The organism is Pseudofrankia coriaricola (assembly GCF_001854805.1).
Taxonomy (GTDB): Bacteria; Actinomycetota; Actinomycetes; order Frankiales; family Frankiaceae; genus Pseudofrankia.
In genome coordinates this window covers 119,608-135,317 of sequence record NZ_MBLO01000222.1, presented here as the reverse complement: position 1 = coordinate 135,317, position 15,710 = coordinate 119,608, and the positions used below count along the sequence as shown (strand labels likewise).

The 15,710-nt window shown below is 75.4% G+C and carries 13 protein-coding genes; 12 read left to right on the top strand and 1 reads right to left on the bottom strand.

The features are described 5' to 3' along the window. Positions 1-48 precede the first annotated feature (48 nt). The gene (locus BCD48_RS27050; RefSeq protein WP_071051179.1) at positions 49-2,409 is read left to right on the top strand and encodes a molybdopterin-dependent oxidoreductase; all 2,361 of its coding nucleotides are present in this window, start codon (positions 49-51) and stop codon (positions 2,407-2,409) included. Between the two features lie 125 nt (positions 2,410-2,534). Here BCD48_RS27050 and BCD48_RS56865 read toward each other — a convergent pair whose 3' ends face one another. After that, complete coding sequence (locus BCD48_RS56865) at positions 2,535-2,783, bottom strand: beta-eliminating lyase-related protein (RefSeq protein ID WP_071051178.1); 249 nt, start codon at positions 2,781-2,783, stop codon at positions 2,535-2,537. Positions 2,784-2,950: 167 nt separating this feature from the next. Here BCD48_RS56865 and BCD48_RS27040 point away from each other — a divergent pair, with 167 nt between their 5' ends. The 11 genes from BCD48_RS27040 to BCD48_RS55025 all read left to right on the top strand — a co-directional run bounded on the left by BCD48_RS27040 (position 2,951) and on the right by BCD48_RS55025 (position 15,709). Further along, a complete protein-coding gene (locus BCD48_RS27040; protein ID WP_071051177.1) occupies positions 2,951-4,027 on the top strand; it encodes a 2OG-Fe(II) oxygenase family protein in 1,077 nt (358 codons plus the stop codon). 138 nt (positions 4,028-4,165) lie between these two features. Continuing rightward, complete coding sequence (locus BCD48_RS27035; RefSeq protein ID WP_071051176.1) at positions 4,166-5,221, top strand: ABC transporter substrate-binding protein; 1,056 nt, start codon at positions 4,166-4,168, stop codon at positions 5,219-5,221. Between the two features lie 67 nt (positions 5,222-5,288). Then, positions 5,289-6,638 (top strand): amidohydrolase family protein, encoded by a 1,350-nt coding sequence (locus BCD48_RS27030; RefSeq protein ID WP_157910572.1) that lies wholly within the window; start codon positions 5,289-5,291, stop codon positions 6,636-6,638. Further along, positions 6,635-7,588, top strand: coding sequence for an ABC transporter ATP-binding protein (locus BCD48_RS27025; RefSeq protein WP_198543404.1), 954 nt, complete (start codon positions 6,635-6,637; stop codon positions 7,586-7,588). The genes BCD48_RS27030 and BCD48_RS27025 overlap by 4 nt, the downstream gene beginning before the upstream one ends. A 131-nt stretch (positions 7,589-7,719) precedes the next feature. Next, positions 7,720-8,478 carry an ABC transporter permease family protein gene (locus tag BCD48_RS51580; protein WP_157910571.1) on the top strand — a complete coding sequence of 253 codons (759 nt, stop codon included), beginning with the start codon at positions 7,720-7,722 and terminating at the stop codon, positions 8,476-8,478. Further along, complete coding sequence (locus BCD48_RS51575; RefSeq protein ID WP_157910570.1) at positions 8,475-9,338, top strand: ABC transporter permease; 864 nt, start codon at positions 8,475-8,477, stop codon at positions 9,336-9,338. The genes BCD48_RS51580 and BCD48_RS51575 overlap by 4 nt, the downstream gene beginning before the upstream one ends. Beyond that, on the top strand, positions 9,335-10,714 hold the full coding sequence (locus BCD48_RS27010; RefSeq protein ID WP_071051173.1) for a M20 family metallopeptidase: 1,380 nt from the start codon (positions 9,335-9,337) through the stop codon (positions 10,712-10,714). Before BCD48_RS51575 ends, BCD48_RS27010 begins: the two co-directional genes overlap by 4 nt. 175 nt (positions 10,715-10,889) lie before the next feature. Further along, the gene (locus tag BCD48_RS27005) at positions 10,890-12,338 is read left to right on the top strand and encodes an aldehyde dehydrogenase family protein (protein ID WP_071051172.1); all 1,449 of its coding nucleotides are present in this window, start codon (positions 10,890-10,892) and stop codon (positions 12,336-12,338) included. 115 nt (positions 12,339-12,453) lie between these two features. After that, positions 12,454-13,905, top strand: a complete 1,452-nt coding sequence (gene allB / locus BCD48_RS27000) for an allantoinase AllB (RefSeq protein WP_071051171.1) — start codon at positions 12,454-12,456, stop codon at positions 13,903-13,905. Then, positions 13,902-14,906, top strand: coding sequence for a hypothetical protein (locus BCD48_RS26995; RefSeq protein WP_071051170.1), 1,005 nt, complete (start codon positions 13,902-13,904; stop codon positions 14,904-14,906). Before allB ends, BCD48_RS26995 begins: the two co-directional genes overlap by 4 nt. Next, on the top strand, positions 14,903-15,709 hold the full coding sequence (locus tag BCD48_RS55025) for a GntR family transcriptional regulator (RefSeq protein ID WP_198543403.1): 807 nt from the start codon (positions 14,903-14,905) through the stop codon (positions 15,707-15,709). The genes BCD48_RS26995 and BCD48_RS55025 overlap by 4 nt, the downstream gene beginning before the upstream one ends. The last annotated feature ends 1 nt before the right edge of the window (position 15,710 follow it).

Here is a 15,710-nt window from a genome sequence, read left to right as displayed (position 1 = left end):
CGCGCAGATCTTGGGCCAGGGCCGATCAGATGTGCGACCCTGCCGGGTATGACTCCTGGGTTAGGGACGACCGCGCTGCGTACCTGTCCGCTGTGCGAGGCGACCTGCGGGCTGGAGCTGCGGGTGGCCGATGGCAGGGTCGTCGGCGCGCGCGGCGACGCGGCGCACGTGTTCAGCCACGGGTACGTCTGCCCGAAGGGCGCCGCGCTGCCGCAGCTGCTCAACGACCCGGACCGGCTGCGCCGCCCGCTTGTCCGCGACACCGCCGGCGGCGGTCACGACGGTCGCGGCGGTCACGACGGTCGCGGCGGTCACGACGGTCGCGGGCGCCCCGGTGACGCCGGGTGGCGCGAGGTCGGCTGGGACGAGGCCTTCGACGTCGTGCGGGCCGGCCTACGCCGGGTCGTCGACGCGCATGGCCGGGACGCCGTCGGCGTGTATCTCGGCAACCCGAACGCGCACACGATGGCTGGCACGCAGCACCTTCCGGCGTTCCTCAGCGCGTTGGGAAGCCGCTCGCTGTTCACCGCGGCGACGGTCGACCAGATGCCGATGCACGCCGCCTGCGGTCATGTCTTCGGGCATCCGTCCCTGATCCCGGTGCCCGACCTGGACCGCACCGACTACCTGCTGATGCTCGGTGCGAACCCGGCGGTCTCCAACGGCAGCCTGTGCACCGCCCCCGACTTCCCCGGCCGGCTGGCCGCGATCCGCGCCCGCGGCGGCACGGTCGTCGTCGTCGACCCGCGCCGGACCCGCACCGCCGCCCTCGCCGACGAGCATCTGCCGATCCGGCCGGGCACGGACGCGCTGTGGCTGTTCGCGCTGGTCAACGAGCTGGCGGCGGCGGGCCAGATCAGGCTCGGCGCGGTCGCCGAACACCTCACCGGGGTGGAGCGCGCCGTCGAACTGGCCGCGCCGTTCACCGCGGCGGCGGTCGAGGCGACCTGCGGGATGCCCGCCGAGACGACCCGGCGGATCGCGCGGGAGCTCGCCGCGGCGCCGCGCGCCGCCGTCTACGGCCGGATGGGCACGACGACGGTCGCGTTCGGCGGGCTGACGAGCTGGCTCACGATCGTCCTGAACGCGCTGACCGGCAATCTCGACACCGCCGGTGGGGCGATGTTCGGCCGGGGCGCCCATGGCCGCGCCGACCGGCCGCGTCCTGACGGGCGCCCCGGTGGGCGGGGGTGGCGTACCGGGCGGTGGCACACCCGGGTCCGCGGGCTGCCCGAGGTGATGGGAGAGCTGCCCGTCGCGGCGCTGGCCGAGGAGATCGACACACCCGGCGACGGCCGGCTGCGGGCACTGGTCACCGTGGCCGGCAACCCCGCGCTGTCCACTCCGGACGCGAGGCGGCTGGCGGCGGCACTCGACACGCTCGACTTCATGGTGAGCGTCGACCCGTACCTGAACGAGACGTCCCGTCACGCCGACGTCGTGCTGCCGCCCACCGACCCGGCCCGCGTCGGGCATTACGACTTCATGTTCGGGGCGCTGGCCGTGCGCACCGTCGCCAGCTACTCGCCACCGGTCCTGCCGCCCGATCCCGGCGGGCTGGCCGAGCATGACCTCCTGGCCCGGCTCACGTTGATCGCGCTCGGCCAGCCAGCGGACACCGACGTGTCGGCCGTCCACGAGTCGCTGCTCGACGACGCCCTGCGCCGCGCCGTCGCCGAGCCGGGCTCGCCGGCCGCCGGCCGCGACCCGGCCGAGCTGCGCGCGCTCGTCGACGGCGAGACCACGCCGGAACGCCTGCTGGACGTCGCGCTGCGCACCGGGCACTTCGGCGACGGGTTCGGCGCCCGGCCGGACGGGATACGGCTCGCCCTGCTGCTGGCCAACCCGCACGGTGTGGACCTCGGGCCACTCACCCCGCGGATCCCGGCCATGCTGCGCACCGTCAGCGGGAAGGTCGAGCTCGCCCCGGAACCGGTCGCGGCGGACGTGCCCAGGCTGCGCGCCGCGCTCGACGCCGCCGGCGGGGGCGGTGCCGACGGCGTGGGCAGCGCGGGCGCCGGCCTGGTGCTGATCGGCCGGCGCCACCCGCGAACCAACAACAGCTGGCTGCACAACGTCCCGGCGATGGTCAAGGGCCGGGAGCGCTGCACCCTGCTCGTGCATCCGGACGACGCGGCCCGCCACGGCGTCCGCGACGGCGGCCGGACCAGGCTGGCGTCCGCGACGGGCGCGCTGGAGGTCCAGGTCGAGGTGAGCGACGAGGTGATGGCCGGCGTCGTCTGTCTCCCGCACGGCTGGGGCCACGGCCAGACCGGTACCCGGATGACGGTCGCCGCCGAACATCCCGGCGTGAACACGAACGTCCTCACGGACGCCTCCCAGGTCGACCCGCTGTCCGGCAACGCCGTCCTCAACGGCATCCCGGTGCGGCTGACCGCCCTCGACTGACGGCGGGCCACCGGGTGTCCTGGCTGACGCGCCGGGGCCTGAGGCCTATCCCGTGGACGCTTTCGGGAGTGGCTCGGCGGTCAGCCGGACGCCAGCTGCCATACACCGCCGGCGATCACTGCCCCTCAGTGGACGAGGCCCGATCCATCCGCTCGGGCCGCCTCATGCCCGAGCAGACCCGCCGTGTGTTCCTCCAGGGCCCGCACCGACGAGTCCTCGCCATACACGTCGTCGCCGACCTCGGCGTCCGCCACCGCCCGGCGCATCCCAGGAGTCGGGCGGGTCACGGTGTCACTGCGCGGATCGGCGGAGCCGGCGGCCGCGATGGCGGCCGCCGGCGCGGCGCCGGTGGCCGAGGCGGGGTGGGAGTCCATGGTTCGCGACGGCAACGGCTGTGAGCTGGGCCTTCGCGTGGGGTTTCCCGGTCGCGAGGCACCGCCGAAGGTAGTTACGTCCCGGTACGCCCGCGTGACACGCCCGCAATCTGACACCCCTAACGTTCGGATCCAAGTTCGGATCCGAAGTGCGCGGAGGTGTCCCGGTGGAGGTTCCGTCGTTCTCACTGCCGGAGATCGTCGCGGATGCCCGCGCCGGTCGTACGCCCGCCGGCGGGGAGCTCGACCGGGTCTGCCATGAGATCGGCGCCTTCGTGCTGACCGGGCTGCCGCTGCCCACCGGCCTCACGGGCGAGGTGCTCGGGCGGACGCGGGAGCTCTTCGCCCTGCCCCGGCCGGCGAAGGCCACGCTGGTCAGCCCGGACGACCAGTACGTCGGCTGGCGTGGCACCGACGGCAACCGCAACGAGTACGGCTACGCGGACGAGAAGGAGATGTTCCACATCGGCCCACGGGTCGCCAGCACGCTGCTCGGCTTGGGCGAGCGCGCCGGATCCGGGTCTGGATCCGACCCGGTCGAGCCGACGCCGGGGCGCGCGACCGACCTCGTGGCGACCGCCGTCGCGGACTGCGCGCTGTGGCCGGCCGAGCTGCCCGGCTTCGTCGAGGCCTGGCACCGCTACTACGCCGCCATGCAGGAGTCGGCGGCGCTGCTGGGCACGGCCATGGCGGCGGCGCTCGGCCTTGCGCCCTCCCGCTGGTCGGGCATGGTGGCCGGGAACTGGGCCGATCTCGCCGCCAACTACTACCCGGCGCCCGCGCCGTCCGCCGCGCCGAGGATCCGCAACGCGGTGCACTCCGACCTGACCCTGTTCACCGTCCTGCTCCAGGACCCGCCGGGCAACGGCGGCCTGGTGATGCGGGACCGCTCCGGCGGGTGGCACGACGTCGCGCCCGCCGCCGGCGAGTTCGTCGTCAACGTCGGCGAGCTGCTCACCTACCTGACCCGCGGCGCCTGGTGGGCGGTGCCGCACGAGGTCCGGCCAGCCGGCCCCACCGCCGCCGGCGATCGGCTGACCCTCCCGTTCTTCTACCGGCCGAGCGACCACCGCGAGCTCGTCCCGTTCGATGAGCACGGCGCCAGCTCCGAGCACGGCGACGCGCCGCCGACCGACGGCTTTCTCGCCGACACCGTCCTGGCCGATGCCCTGCGCGACGCCGGCCCGCTGGACGTGGGCGCCTGGGTGCGCCGCCGCAAGCTCCAGCAGCGCGTCACCTCCTGACACCGACCGTTCTCCTCTCGTCCGCCGCGCCCGCGGCCAAGCTCCGGTTCCTTTCCGCCATACCCCGCTCCGCGCCCCTCCCCCGCGGCTCCCCCGTCCTTCCCTGCCTGCTCCTTCGGTGTTCCGGAGAGGAAAACCATGTCTGCGCTCGACTCCACCACCAGCCGCCGTGCCGTGTTGCGTGGTCTGTTCGGCGGGGGTGCGCTGCTCGCCGCCGGCCCGCTGCTCGCCGCCTGCGGCTCGGACGACGACAGCTCGTCCACGTCCGCCGCCGGTCTCACGACCGTTACCTGCCAGCTCGGCTGGAAGAAGTTCACCCAGTTCGGCGGGCACTTCGCCGCGCTGAAGAACGGCTACTTCACCGCCGAGGGCATCGACGCGAAGTTCGTCTCCGGCGGCCCGAACATCGACCCGGTCTCGGTCGTGACCAGCGGCCAGGCCGACATCGGCGACGCGAACGGCTCCGACATCCTGCTGTCCGTCAGCAAGAGCATTCCCGTGATGGCGTTCGCCACGATCTACCAGTCGACCCCGAACGCGCTGATGTCCCTCGAGAGCAACCCGGTGACGTCGCTCGCCGCGATGGCCGGCAAGACGGTCGGCCTGCCGACCACGGAACGCCCGCTGCTGTCGGCGATGCTCAGCCAGGCGGGCGTCGACCCGTCGACCGTGAAGATGGTCCCGGTCGGCACGGACCCGAGCATCCTGAGCTCCAAGCAGGTCGACGGCTACATCGGCTACGGCACCCAGCAGGGCCTGTCGCTGCGCCAGTCCGGCGTGCCGGTCACCATCACCTACTTCTCCCAGCTGGGCAACCCCGACTACGGCAACGCCCTGTTCGCGACGAAGAAGACCGTCGAGGGGAAGAAGGACCTGCTCACCAAGTGGCTGCGGGCGGACCGCAAGGGCTGGGACTACTTCGTGAAGAACCCCGAGGAGATCGCCCAGTACACCTGGGACCAGTACCACAACGAGACGGGCGCGGTGCTCGCCGACGAGAAGGAGTCGGCGAAGGCCGCCGTGCCGCTGATCACCGGGCCGGACACCGAGAAGCACGGCCTGATGTGGGTCGACCAGGCCGCGTTCGAGAAGGTCTACGACCTCTACAAGACCGCTGGCCTCATCGAGAAGCCGGTCGACTACGCCGCCGTCATGACGACCGACATCCTCGTCGGCGCCGGAGCGACGGCGTAGCCGACGTCACCGGGCACGAGGGCGGGACAGGACGACGACCGGGGACCCGATGATGACCGTCCACACCATGAGCGCCACTCGCACCGGCCGCTGGCGGCTGGCCGGCGTCATCGGCGACGCCGGCCTGCCCGAAGCGCGCGCGGGCGCGGGTGCCGAGTGGGAGCTGGCGGTCGACGACGGCGTCATCACGACCCTGCGCCCGGCACCGGCGGCCGGCTCGTCGCCGCCGACGGCGCTGGTGCTCTGCCCGCCGCTGCTGAACGGGCACGACCACGGGCGCGGCCCGGGCACCGTCGACGCGGGCATTCCCGACGCACCGCTCGAGGAGTGGCTGGAAACGCTGGACCGCCCGGTCCGCCCGCGCGGCCAGGACGAGCTGGTCGGGCTCGCCGCGGGCGCCATGCTGCGCGCCGGCGTCGGCGCCGCGGTCTTCTGCGTCAACCCGACGGGGCCCGACGTCGTCGGCGAGGTGCGGGCGGCGGCCAGGGCGGCGATCGCCCGCGGGATCCGCGCCGCCGTCGCGTTCCCGGTCCTCGACGCGGGCGGCGACCGCCGAGGGCGGCGGCGCGACGCGCCCGGTGCCGGCCGCGCCGCCGTCGACGCGCTGATCGAGGACGTCGAGCGGCTCGCCGGCGAGCTGACGGCCGAGGTCACCGGCTCGCGGGCCGCCGGGCTGGTCGACGTCCAGCTCGGCCCGGTCGGCCCGCAGTGGGTCGCCGAGGCGACGCTGGCCCGGCTCGCCGAGCACAGCGCCGCGACCGGCCGCCGGCTGCACCTGCACCTGCTGGAAAGCCCGGGACAACGAGCCTGGGCGGACGACGTGTACCCGGACGGGCTGCTGCCCGCGATGGACCGGCTCGGGCTGCTCACCGAGCGGACCACCGTCGCGCACGGCACCCAGCTGCGCGACGACGAGCTGGCGCTGCTCGGCGAGCGGGGCGTCACGCTCGCCCTGAACGCCTCGTCGAACCTGCGGCTGGCCGCCGGTGTCGCGCCGGTCGCCCGGGCCGCGGCCAGGGTCCGCGCCGCCTGCCTCGGCCTGGACGGGCTCGCCCTGTCCGACGACCACGACGGCTGGGCGGAGCTGCGCCTGGCCCGCGGGCTCTGGCAGGCCCAGGCCCACCGGCGGGTGCCGGGCACCGCGGCGCTCGCGCTCGCCACCTCCGCCGGGCGCGCCGCGTTCGGCGCGGCCGCGCCGCGGCCGCCCGCCGAGGGCCGGCTCGCGGACCTCGTCCTGCTCGACCTGAGCCCGTGGCGGCATCTGTTCGGCCATCCGGACTGGCCGCTCGCCGACATCGCGGTGGCCGCGGCCGGCCCGGCGCACGTCGCCGAGGTGTGGGTCGCCGGAACCCAGGTGCACCACCGCCCCGAACCGTCCAGCGCCCCAGCGCCCCGACCCCGGGAGGTTCCCGCATGAGCATGGCCCCACCCACCACCGGCCGCGCCCAGACCGGCGGCACGGCCACCGCCAGCGGCGGGACCGACGTGCCAGGGCCCAGGTCCGCCATGCCGGAACCAGCACCCACGTCGGCCTCGGCATCGGCGCCCACGTCGGCGGCGGCGGGCCCTGGGCGGTACCCCGCGCCCGCGGTCGCCGGCGGGGCTGGCCCGCCGGTGCTGCGGGTCGACGGCGTGAGCTTCGGATACCCCGGCCGGCGCGGCGCCGTCACCGCCGTCGACGACGTCAGCTTCACCGTGCCCGTGGGCGGCATAGGCGTGCTGGTAGGACCGTCCGGCTGCGGCAAGTCGACGCTGCTGCGCCTGGTCGCCGGGCTGCTGGAGCCGACCGCCGGCACCATCGACGTCGCCGGCGTCTCGCCCGCGCAGCTCAGGCGCGCCCGCCGGGCCGGGTTCGCGTTCCAGGACCCGGGGCTGCTGTCCTGGCGGTCGGTGCGGCGCAACATCGAGCTGCCGTTCGACCTGGCCAGGCTGCCGAAGGACCGGGCCTGGGTCGACCACCTGCTGGAGATCACCGGCCTGGCGGACTGGGCGGGCCGGCGGCCACGGGAGCTGTCCGGCGGGATGCGCCAGCGGGTCGCCCTCGCCCGGGCCCTGGCGACCCGGCCGGATGTGCTGCTACTCGACGAGCCGTTCGGCGCCCTCGACGAGATCACCCGCGCCGACCTGAACTTCGAGCTGCTGCGCATCCTGTCCGACACCGGCACCACCTGCCTGCTGGTCACCCACTCGGTGGACGAGGCGGTGCTGCTGGCCGACACGGTCGTCGTGCTCGGCCCGCGCCCGTGCTCGGTGCACGCCGTGCATGAGGTGCCGGTGCCCCGGCCGGACCGGCGCGAGCAGCGGGACAGCGCCGAGTTCGCGGCCCGCTGCCGCGCCATCCGCGCCGCGCTGGAGGGCGCGCGATGACGGCGGCGGCCGCCCCGGCAGCCGCCGCGGCCTCGGGACCGGCGCCGCCGACGGGGCCGCGGCAGGGGTCAGCGTCCGCGTCGGGGCCGTCGCCGGCCCCGGCGTCCCGGCGCGGGGCCGGGGCGGCCGGTGTGGCGCGCCCGCCGCTCCCGGTCCGCGTGCTCGTCGCCGCCGTGGCGGTCGTCGCGCTGCCCGCGCTGTGGGCCGCGCTCGCCGCGACCGGCTGGCTTGGCGCCGGCCTGATCGGCCCGGCCGCGACCGTGCGGGCGCTGCACGACCAGTGGTCGATGATCTGGTGGAACGCCGAGCCGACGCTGACCGCGACGTTCACCGGGGTCGGGATCCTGCTCGCGGTGACCGCCGTCGGCGTCGTCGTGGTCGCCGCGGTACCCGCGCTCACCCCGGCGCTCGGCGGTGCCTCCGTCGTCATCGGGTCACTGCCGCTGATCACCGTCACCCCGGCGCTCGCGCTGGTGATGACCCGCGGCCAGACGCTCGTGACCACGGTGACCGTGCTGTCGGGGCTGGTGCCGGTGGCCGCGATGCTGGCCGGCTCCGCGCTGGCCACCGCCCGCGGCCGCGACGAGCTCGGCGCGCTGTACTCGACCGGCCGGCTGCGCTGGTGGTGGCACGTCGGCTTCTGGAACAGTGTGCCGGTCATCGACCTGGGGCTGCGCGCGATGCTGCCGGCCTGCTTCGTCGGCGCGATCGTCGCCGAGTGGTCGGGCGCGACCGGCACCCGTGGCCTCGGCCAGGTGATGGTCAACGCGCTGTTCAGCTACCAGCCCGAGGTGCTGTGGGCGGCGCTGCTGCTCGCCGCGCTCGCCGCGCTCGTCCTGTTCGCGCTGGCCGCCGCCCTGATGACACCGCTGCGCAGGAGGATCCGGTGAACGCCCCGTCGACCGACCGCCGCCGAGGCACCACCGCCCGGCAAGGCTCCGCCGGCCGCCGGGGCGTGGCCGCCCGCCGGGGAGCGCACGCGGCCAGCGTCGCCGGGGCGCTGGCCGTCCTGGTCGCTGGCTGGCAGCTCTACGTCTGGGCCGGCGACGTGCCCACCTACCAGGTCGCGTCGCCGGCCGAGGCGGCGCGGGCGGCGTGGTCGAACGCGCCGCTGCTGGTCGATCGCTGCTGGGTGACCCTTCAGGGCGCGGTGCTGGGGCTCGCGGCGTCCGCCGCGGCGGCCCTGCTGCTCGCCGTCGCCGCGATCCGGCTGCCGCTGGTCCGTACCCCGCTGACCGCGTACGCGTTGCTGTTCCGGACCCTGCCGATCGTCGGCGTGGCGCCGCTGCTCACCATGATCACGGGCCGGGGCCTCGGCACGTCGGTCGCCTGCGTCGTCGTGGTCACCGTGTTCACCCTGCTGATCGCCGCGCTGGACGGGATGGAGTCGCTGCCGGCGGAGGTGCGCGAGCTGCAGGACCTGTACGCGACGCCGTTCGCGCGCCGGCTGCGCACCGGGCTGCTTCCGAACGCCGTCGGCAGCCTGCTGGTCGGGCTGCGGGTCGCCGCGCCGATGGCGGTGCTCGCCGCGCTGCTCGCCGAATGGCTGTCTGGGCTGGAAGGGGTCGGAGAGCTGATGACGACGTCCCTGGCGAACCGGGACAGCGAGCTGCTGTGGGCGACGTCGGCCGTCGCCGCGCTGCTCGGGCTCGCCGCCTACGCGCTGCCGTCGGGCCTGGTCGCGCTCGCCGACCGGTTCGGCTTCGCCGTCGCCCCGACCGCGTCGGGGGCGGCCGGGGGTGCCCGGTGACCGGCCTGGCGCTCGCCGTCGCCCCGGCCGAGCTGGCGTTCGGCGAGCCGGGTGGGTCGTCGCTGGCCGGCGTCGTCGACGCCGACCCGGCCCTCGTCGCCCGGGTCGAGGACCATCTCGCCGCCGGGCTTGGGCGCTGGTGGGAGCTTTCGCTGGCCATCCACGCCCATCCCGAGCTGGGGCTGGTCGAGTACCACGCCGCCGACGCGCTGTGCGGCGCGCTCACCGAGCACGGCTTCACCGTCACCCGCGGGCTCGCCAGCATGCCGACGGCGTTTCGCGCCGAGTATGGCAGCGGCCCGCTCACCGTCGCGTTCACCGCGGAGTACGACGCGCTGCCCGGCATCGGGCACGCCTGCGGGCACAACCTGATCGGCACGATGGCCGTCGCCGCCGGCGCGGCGCTCGCGAGCGTCGCCGACGCGGCCGGGCTGCGGGTGCTGGTGATCGGCTGCCCGGCCGAGGAGAACGCCGGTGGCAAGATCTACCTCATCGAGGCCGGCGTGTTCGACGACGTCCACCTCGCCGGGCAGATCCACCCAGCCAACCGGGACGAGCTGTGCCCGGCGACGCTCGCCAACGACACCCTCGCGGTCGGCTACGCCGGCAAGGCCGCGCACGCGTCGTCGTTCCCGGAGCGCGGCCGCAACGCCTACGACGCGATCACCGTCGCGAGCGTCGCGATCGGCCTGCTGCGCCAGCAGCTGCCCGACAGCGTCCGCGTCCACACCCTGGTCACCGACGCCGGCGACGCGGTCAACATCATCCCGGACCGGACCGCGATGACGGTGAAGGTGCGCGCGGCCGACGCCGGCACGCTCGACGGCGTCACCGCCCGGGTCGGCGACTGCCTGCGCGCCGGCGGGCTGGCCGCCGGCTGCGCGCCGACCCTGCGCCGCACCCTGCCGCGGTTCTCCGAGATCCGCTATGACCGGCTGCTGTCGCGCCTGTTCGCCCAGGCGTGTCCCCGGTTCGGCGGCGTCGACCTGAGCTTCGTCAACGTCGACGGCGGCGAGGAGGACGGCGAGGATGGCGCCGGCGAGACGTACACACCTCCGTCCGGGCGGGCCGCCAGCACCGACGTCGGGAACCTGTCCTGGGCGATCCCGATGATCCAGCCGATGCTTCGCCTGGAGACCGGCGGCTGCGGCAACCACGAGGCCGCGTTCGCCGCCGCGTCGGCGTCCCCGAGCGCCCGGCTGCTGCTCGCCGACGGGGCCAGGGCACTCGCACTGAGCTTCCTGTCCGCCGGGACCCGGCACGCCGATCACTACCTCGCCGCCGGGTCCCCGGCGCGGCGGGCGGCGCGGCGCGGCGCGGCCCGCGCCGCCGAGGTGCTCGACCTGGGCGTCCCGCTGCTGGACCCGCCGAGGTGACCGCCCGAACGGCCTGCCGCTGGCCCAGCTGCTGACCAGCCCGACCACGAACCGTCCACCGCCCTGCCCCGTCAGTGATCCTGGGGACAACGGCCGCCGGGTGTGCGAAGGAAGATCATTTTCGCACACCCTTTGGCCCTCTAGTCCGCCGCCCACGCCCATCACAGGAGGAACCGTGGCCCCCAGCGACCATCCCGTCACCGGCCATCTCGTCGCCGGCGAGCTGCTCGAGGGCACCGGCGGCGATGCCCTGCCAGTGCACGACCCGTCGAACGGAGCCGTGATCGGGTATGCCGGGCAGGGCGACGACGCGCTCGTCGCGCGGGCGCTGGCCGCCGCCCAGGCCGCGCAGCCCGGCTGGGCGGCCACCCCGTTGCGGGAGCGGATGGCCTACCTGGACGCGTGGCGCGGCAAGCTCGCCGCCGCCGCGGACTCGCTCACCGAGCTGGTCATCGACGAGATGGGCCTGCTCCCGGCGTTCGCCCGCAACATCCACGTCGGCAGGGCGGTCGCCTGCCTGGAGCACCTGGAGGAGCTGGCCGAGGCGGTGCTCACGCCGCGCCGCGAGGGCATCTCGCTCGTCGTGCGGGAGCCCGCGGGCCTGGTCGCCGCCATCACCGCCTGGAACTTCCCGCTGCACATGCTGGTCAGCAAGATCTCGTCGGCGATCGTGCTCGGCAACACCGTGGTGGTCAAGCCGTCGGAGGTGAAGCCGCTGGCCGCCTGGGCGGCGACCCGGCTGCTCGCCGAGCTGGACCTGCCGCCCGGTGTCGTGGGCGTCGTCGGCGGCACCGGCCCGACCGTCGGCGCCGCGCTGGTCTCCCACCCGGACGTCGATATGATCAGCTTCACCGGCTCGCGGGCGGTCGGCCGGCAGATCCTCGCCGCGACCGCCGCCACGATCACCCGCAGCGTGCTGGAGCTCGGCGGCAAGAACCCGGCGCTGCTGCTGCCGGGCGCACCGCTGGACACCGCGCTGCCGGCCGTCCTCGGCAGCTGCTTCTTCAACAACGGCCAGGTGTGCGGGGCGCAGAGCCGGCTGATCGTGCCGCGGTCGCTGCTCCCCGAGGTGGAGGAACAGCTGGTGGGCCTGGTCGCGGACACCGTGGCCGGGCCGCCGCGGGCCGCCGGGACGCGGCTCGGCCCGGTGGTGAGCGCCGTCCAGCGCGACCGGGTCGCCGGCTACCTCCGCTCCGGAGTCGACTCTGGCCTCCGCCTGCTCGCGGGTGGCCCGGGCGCCCCGGAGGGGCTCCCCGACGGCGCCGCCGGCGGCTACTACATCCGCCCGACGGTGTTCAGCGACGTCCCGCCCGACCACCCGCTCGCCCAGGAGGAGATCTTCGGGCCCGTGCTGACCGTGCACGCCTGCGACGACGTCGACGAGATGGTCGCGGTGGCGAACGGGACCCGCTACGGGCTGACCGCCTCGGTCTGGAGCGGCGACCTGGACCGGTCGGTCGCCGTCGCCCGGCGGCTGCGGGCCGGCCAGGTCGTCGTCAACGGCGGCGGGTTCAACCTGTCGGCGCCGTACGGCGGGGTGAAGGAGTCCGGGAACGGACGCGAGCACGGCCGGGAGGGGCTCGCCGAGCTGACCGAGGTGAAGTCGATGCAGCTGCCCGCCTGACCGGCCGCCGTCACGCCGTCACCCTGGACGGCGTCGCGCCGTCACCCTGCACGGCGTCGCCTGTCACCATCGACGCCGTCCCGCCACCCTGGACACGCAACCGAGGAGCACGCTCATGAACAGCCACGCCGGCCCTGCCGCGGCGGGGCCGCCGTTCGACCTGGTCGTACACGGCGGCACGGTCGTCTCGCACGACCGGGCGGTACGCACCGACCTCGGCATCCGCGACGGCCGGGTCGCCGCGGTCGGCACCGAGCTCGGCGGCGGGCTGCGGGAGCTCGACGCGACCGGCCTGGTGGTGCTGCCCGGCCTCGTCGACGTGCACGTCCACCTGCGCGAGCCGGGGATGACCCGCAAGGAGGACTTCGCCAGCGGCACCAGGGCGGCGGCGGCCGGCGGGGTGACGACCGTCGTCGACATGCCGAACACGCTGCCACCGGTGGAGACCGCCGCCGGCTTCACCGAGAAGCTCGCACTCGTCGCGCCGAAGGCGCACGTCGACTTCGGCCTGTACGGCATGCTCGGCAAGGCGAACGCGGACGAGATCGCCGGCATGGCCGCCGCGGGCGCGATGGGCCTCAAGCTGTTCATGGGGCAGACGACCGGCGACAACCCGTGCCCGGACGACGGCGCGATCTTCACCGGGCTGCGCGCCGCGGCGGCCGCCGGTCTCGTCGTCGGCGTGCACGCGGAGAACGACGCGCTGCTGCGCCGGCTGTCCGCCGAGCTGCGCGCGGCCGGGCGCACCGACCCCCACGCCCACCTGGAGGGCCGGCCGGCCGTCGTCGAGGTCGAGGCCGTCACCAGGATCATCACACTGGCCGGCGCGGCGGGCACCCAGCTGCACATCCATCACCTGTCCACCGCCGCCGGGCTCGACCGGGTCCGCCTGCTGCGCTCGCTAGGTCATCGGGTCACGGTCGAGGTGCTCGTCGCCCACCTGCTGCTCGACGACACCGCGTACGACCGGTACGGGAACCTGGTGAAGCTGAACCCGCCGATCCGGCCGGCGGACGACGTCGCCGCGCTGTGGCGGGGTATCGCGGCCGGCGACGTCGACATCATCGCGACCGACCACGCGCCGCACACCGCCGACGAGCAGACTGAGGTGGACGTGTGGCGGGCGCACGGCGGCTTCATCGGCGTGGAGACGATGCTGCCGTTGCTGCTCACCGAGGTACACCGAGGCCGGCTCACCCTCCCCGACCTGGTCCGGCTGTGCTGCCACACCCCGGCCAGAACCTGGCGGCTCGACGACCGCAAGGGCCACCTCGGCGTCGGCGCCGACGCCGACCTGGTGCTCGTCGACCCGGCCGCGCCCGGCGAGATCGACCCCGGGCGGCTGCACTCCAAGCACCCGGTGACGCCGTACGCGGGCTGGCCGACGGTCGGTGCCGTACGGGCCACCTACCTGCGCGGCGAGCTCGTCGCCAAGGACGGCCAGGCCCTCGGCGCGGCGCGCGGGCGGCAGCTCGCCCCGGTGCCGGCGACGGCCACCGGAACGGCCGCCCCCGTCACCGCGACGCCGATCCCCGTCGCCGCGGCACGCGCCGGGGGCCTGGCATGACCGCCACCGTCGCCGCCTGGACGAGCCTCGCCCCCGGGCCGATCTGGCCGAACGGCGGTCCGGTTCCCGGAGACGACGTCGTCGGCATGACGGTCGCCGCCTTCCTCGCCGCCGAGCTCGGGCCGCTCGGCGTCCGAACGGACGGTGCCCACGTCGGCGCGGCCGGCGTTCCTGGTCCGACGGTCGGGATCGGCGCGATCGGCACCACCGCGCCGCACGCCGTAGGCAGCCCGATGCTCGCGCGCGCGGTCACCGCCGCCGGCCTCACCCTCGGAACGGCCCGTCCCTTCGCCGACCCGGACGCGCTCGTCGCGGACCCCGGCTGGACGCTGGGCGTCGTTCTCAGCCCGTGGAAGCGCGACGTCGCCGCCCGGCTGGGCCGGCTCTCCCCGTCGGCCGCCACCACCGGGGTCGTCGACACCGTGCTTCGGCCACCGGCCGCCTGGGCGCCCGGCGCCCCGGCCGGGACGCAGCCGTCCGGGGCCGGCCCGATCGGGGTGAACACCAACTCGTGGGCGGCGCAGGCCGTGCTCGAGCTGCTCGCCGCCGGACGTGTCCCGGCCAGCATTGTGCTGCTCGGCGCCGGCGCGTCGGCCCGGTCGGTCGCGCTCGCGGTACGCCGCGTGTGGCCGGTGGCGCGCCTGCTGGTCAGCGCGCGGTCGACGGCGGGCGCGGCGGAGCTCGCCGGGCTGGCCGGCGCCGACGCGGTCGCCCCCGTCGACCTCGCGGACGCACTCGCCGGCCGGCCCCCGACGATCCTCATCAACTCCACCACGTGGGGGGAGACGCCCGAGTCCGAGGCCCATCCGTTCCCCTTCCCGACCGAACTGCTGCTCGGGCCAGGAGGCGCGTTCTTCGACCTGAACAACCGCCTGTCCGAGCTGCAGGGGCGCGCGCTGGCCGCGGGCGCCACCGTGAGCTCGGGGACGCTGATGCAACGCGCGACGCACGCCTCCCGCGCGGCGGCGGTCCGCGCGGTCCTGACCCAGGAGAACCCATGACACCCGAGGTACTGCGCCCGTCCGAGCCGGGCGGGCTCGCGCACGGCTCCAGGTCCGGCACCGGGTCCGACGCCTCGCCGGTCGTTGGCGCGGCCCCCACCGACGCCGCGATGGCCCCGGCCCCCACCTCCGCCATGGCCGCTACGGGCGCCGCCGGCGCCGCGACCGTGCGCGAGCGCGTGTACCGCTACCTGCGGCAGGCCGTGATGACGGGCGAGCTGCCACCCGGCACCCGGCTCGTGGAGGACCGGATCGCCGAGGAGCTCGGGGTGAGCCGGACGCCGGTCCGGGAGGCGTTGCAGCGCCTCACCAGCGAGGCGCTGGTGACCCGGATCCGGCGCGGCCAGCTGGAGGTCTGCGCCGTCGGGCCACGGGAACGCGCCGAGATGCACCTGCTGCGGGTCGCGTTCGACGAGGTGGTGGCCCGGCTGGTGAGCCGGCGCGCGGCCGAGGTCGACTGGCAGACGATCCTCGACAAACTCGGCCCGCTGGACGCGGCGTTGCGCGACGGCGGGATCGGCAGCCCGGCGTTCGCGATGGCGCACCTGGACCTGCACATGGCTGTGAACCGGGCGGCGTTCAGCACGCGCACGTCGACCTTCCTGGAGTCGCAGGCGTTCCTGTACCCGACCGACGACTACGTCCAGCAGGGCGGCTACGAGCCGGTCGAGCAGCACAGGGCGCTGATCGCGGCGCTCGCGAGCGGCGACGAGGAGCAGGCCGTCGCCGCGGCCCTCGCGCACGCCGTCCGCGGGCACGCACGCCGTACCGGCCACGCTGCCGGCCCGGTAGGGGATGACTGAA

Bases quoted from the DNA above. Each gene is read 5' to 3' on its own strand.
- BCD48_RS55025 (WP_198543403.1), top strand. From the start codon at position 14,903: ATGACACCCGAGGTACTGCGCCCGTCCGAGCCGGGCGGGCTCGCGCAC.
- BCD48_RS27035 (WP_071051176.1), top strand. From the start codon at position 4,166: ATGTCTGCGCTCGACTCCACCACCAGCCGCCGTGCCGTGTTGCGTGGT.
- BCD48_RS27025 (WP_198543404.1), top strand. From the start codon at position 6,635: ATGAGCATGGCCCCACCCACCACCGGCCGCGCCCAGACCGGCGGCACG.
- BCD48_RS26995 (WP_071051170.1), top strand. From the start codon at position 13,902: ATGACCGCCACCGTCGCCGCCTGGACGAGCCTCGCCCCCGGGCCGATC.
- BCD48_RS27030 (WP_157910572.1), top strand. From the start codon at position 5,289: ATGAGCGCCACTCGCACCGGCCGCTGGCGGCTGGCCGGCGTCATCGGC.
- allB (WP_071051171.1), top strand. From the start codon at position 12,454: ATGAACAGCCACGCCGGCCCTGCCGCGGCGGGGCCGCCGTTCGACCTG.
- BCD48_RS56865 (WP_071051178.1), bottom strand. From the start codon at position 2,783: ATGGACTCCCACCCCGCCTCGGCCACCGGCGCCGCGCCGGCGGCCGCC.
- BCD48_RS27050 (WP_071051179.1), top strand. From the start codon at position 49: ATGACTCCTGGGTTAGGGACGACCGCGCTGCGTACCTGTCCGCTGTGC.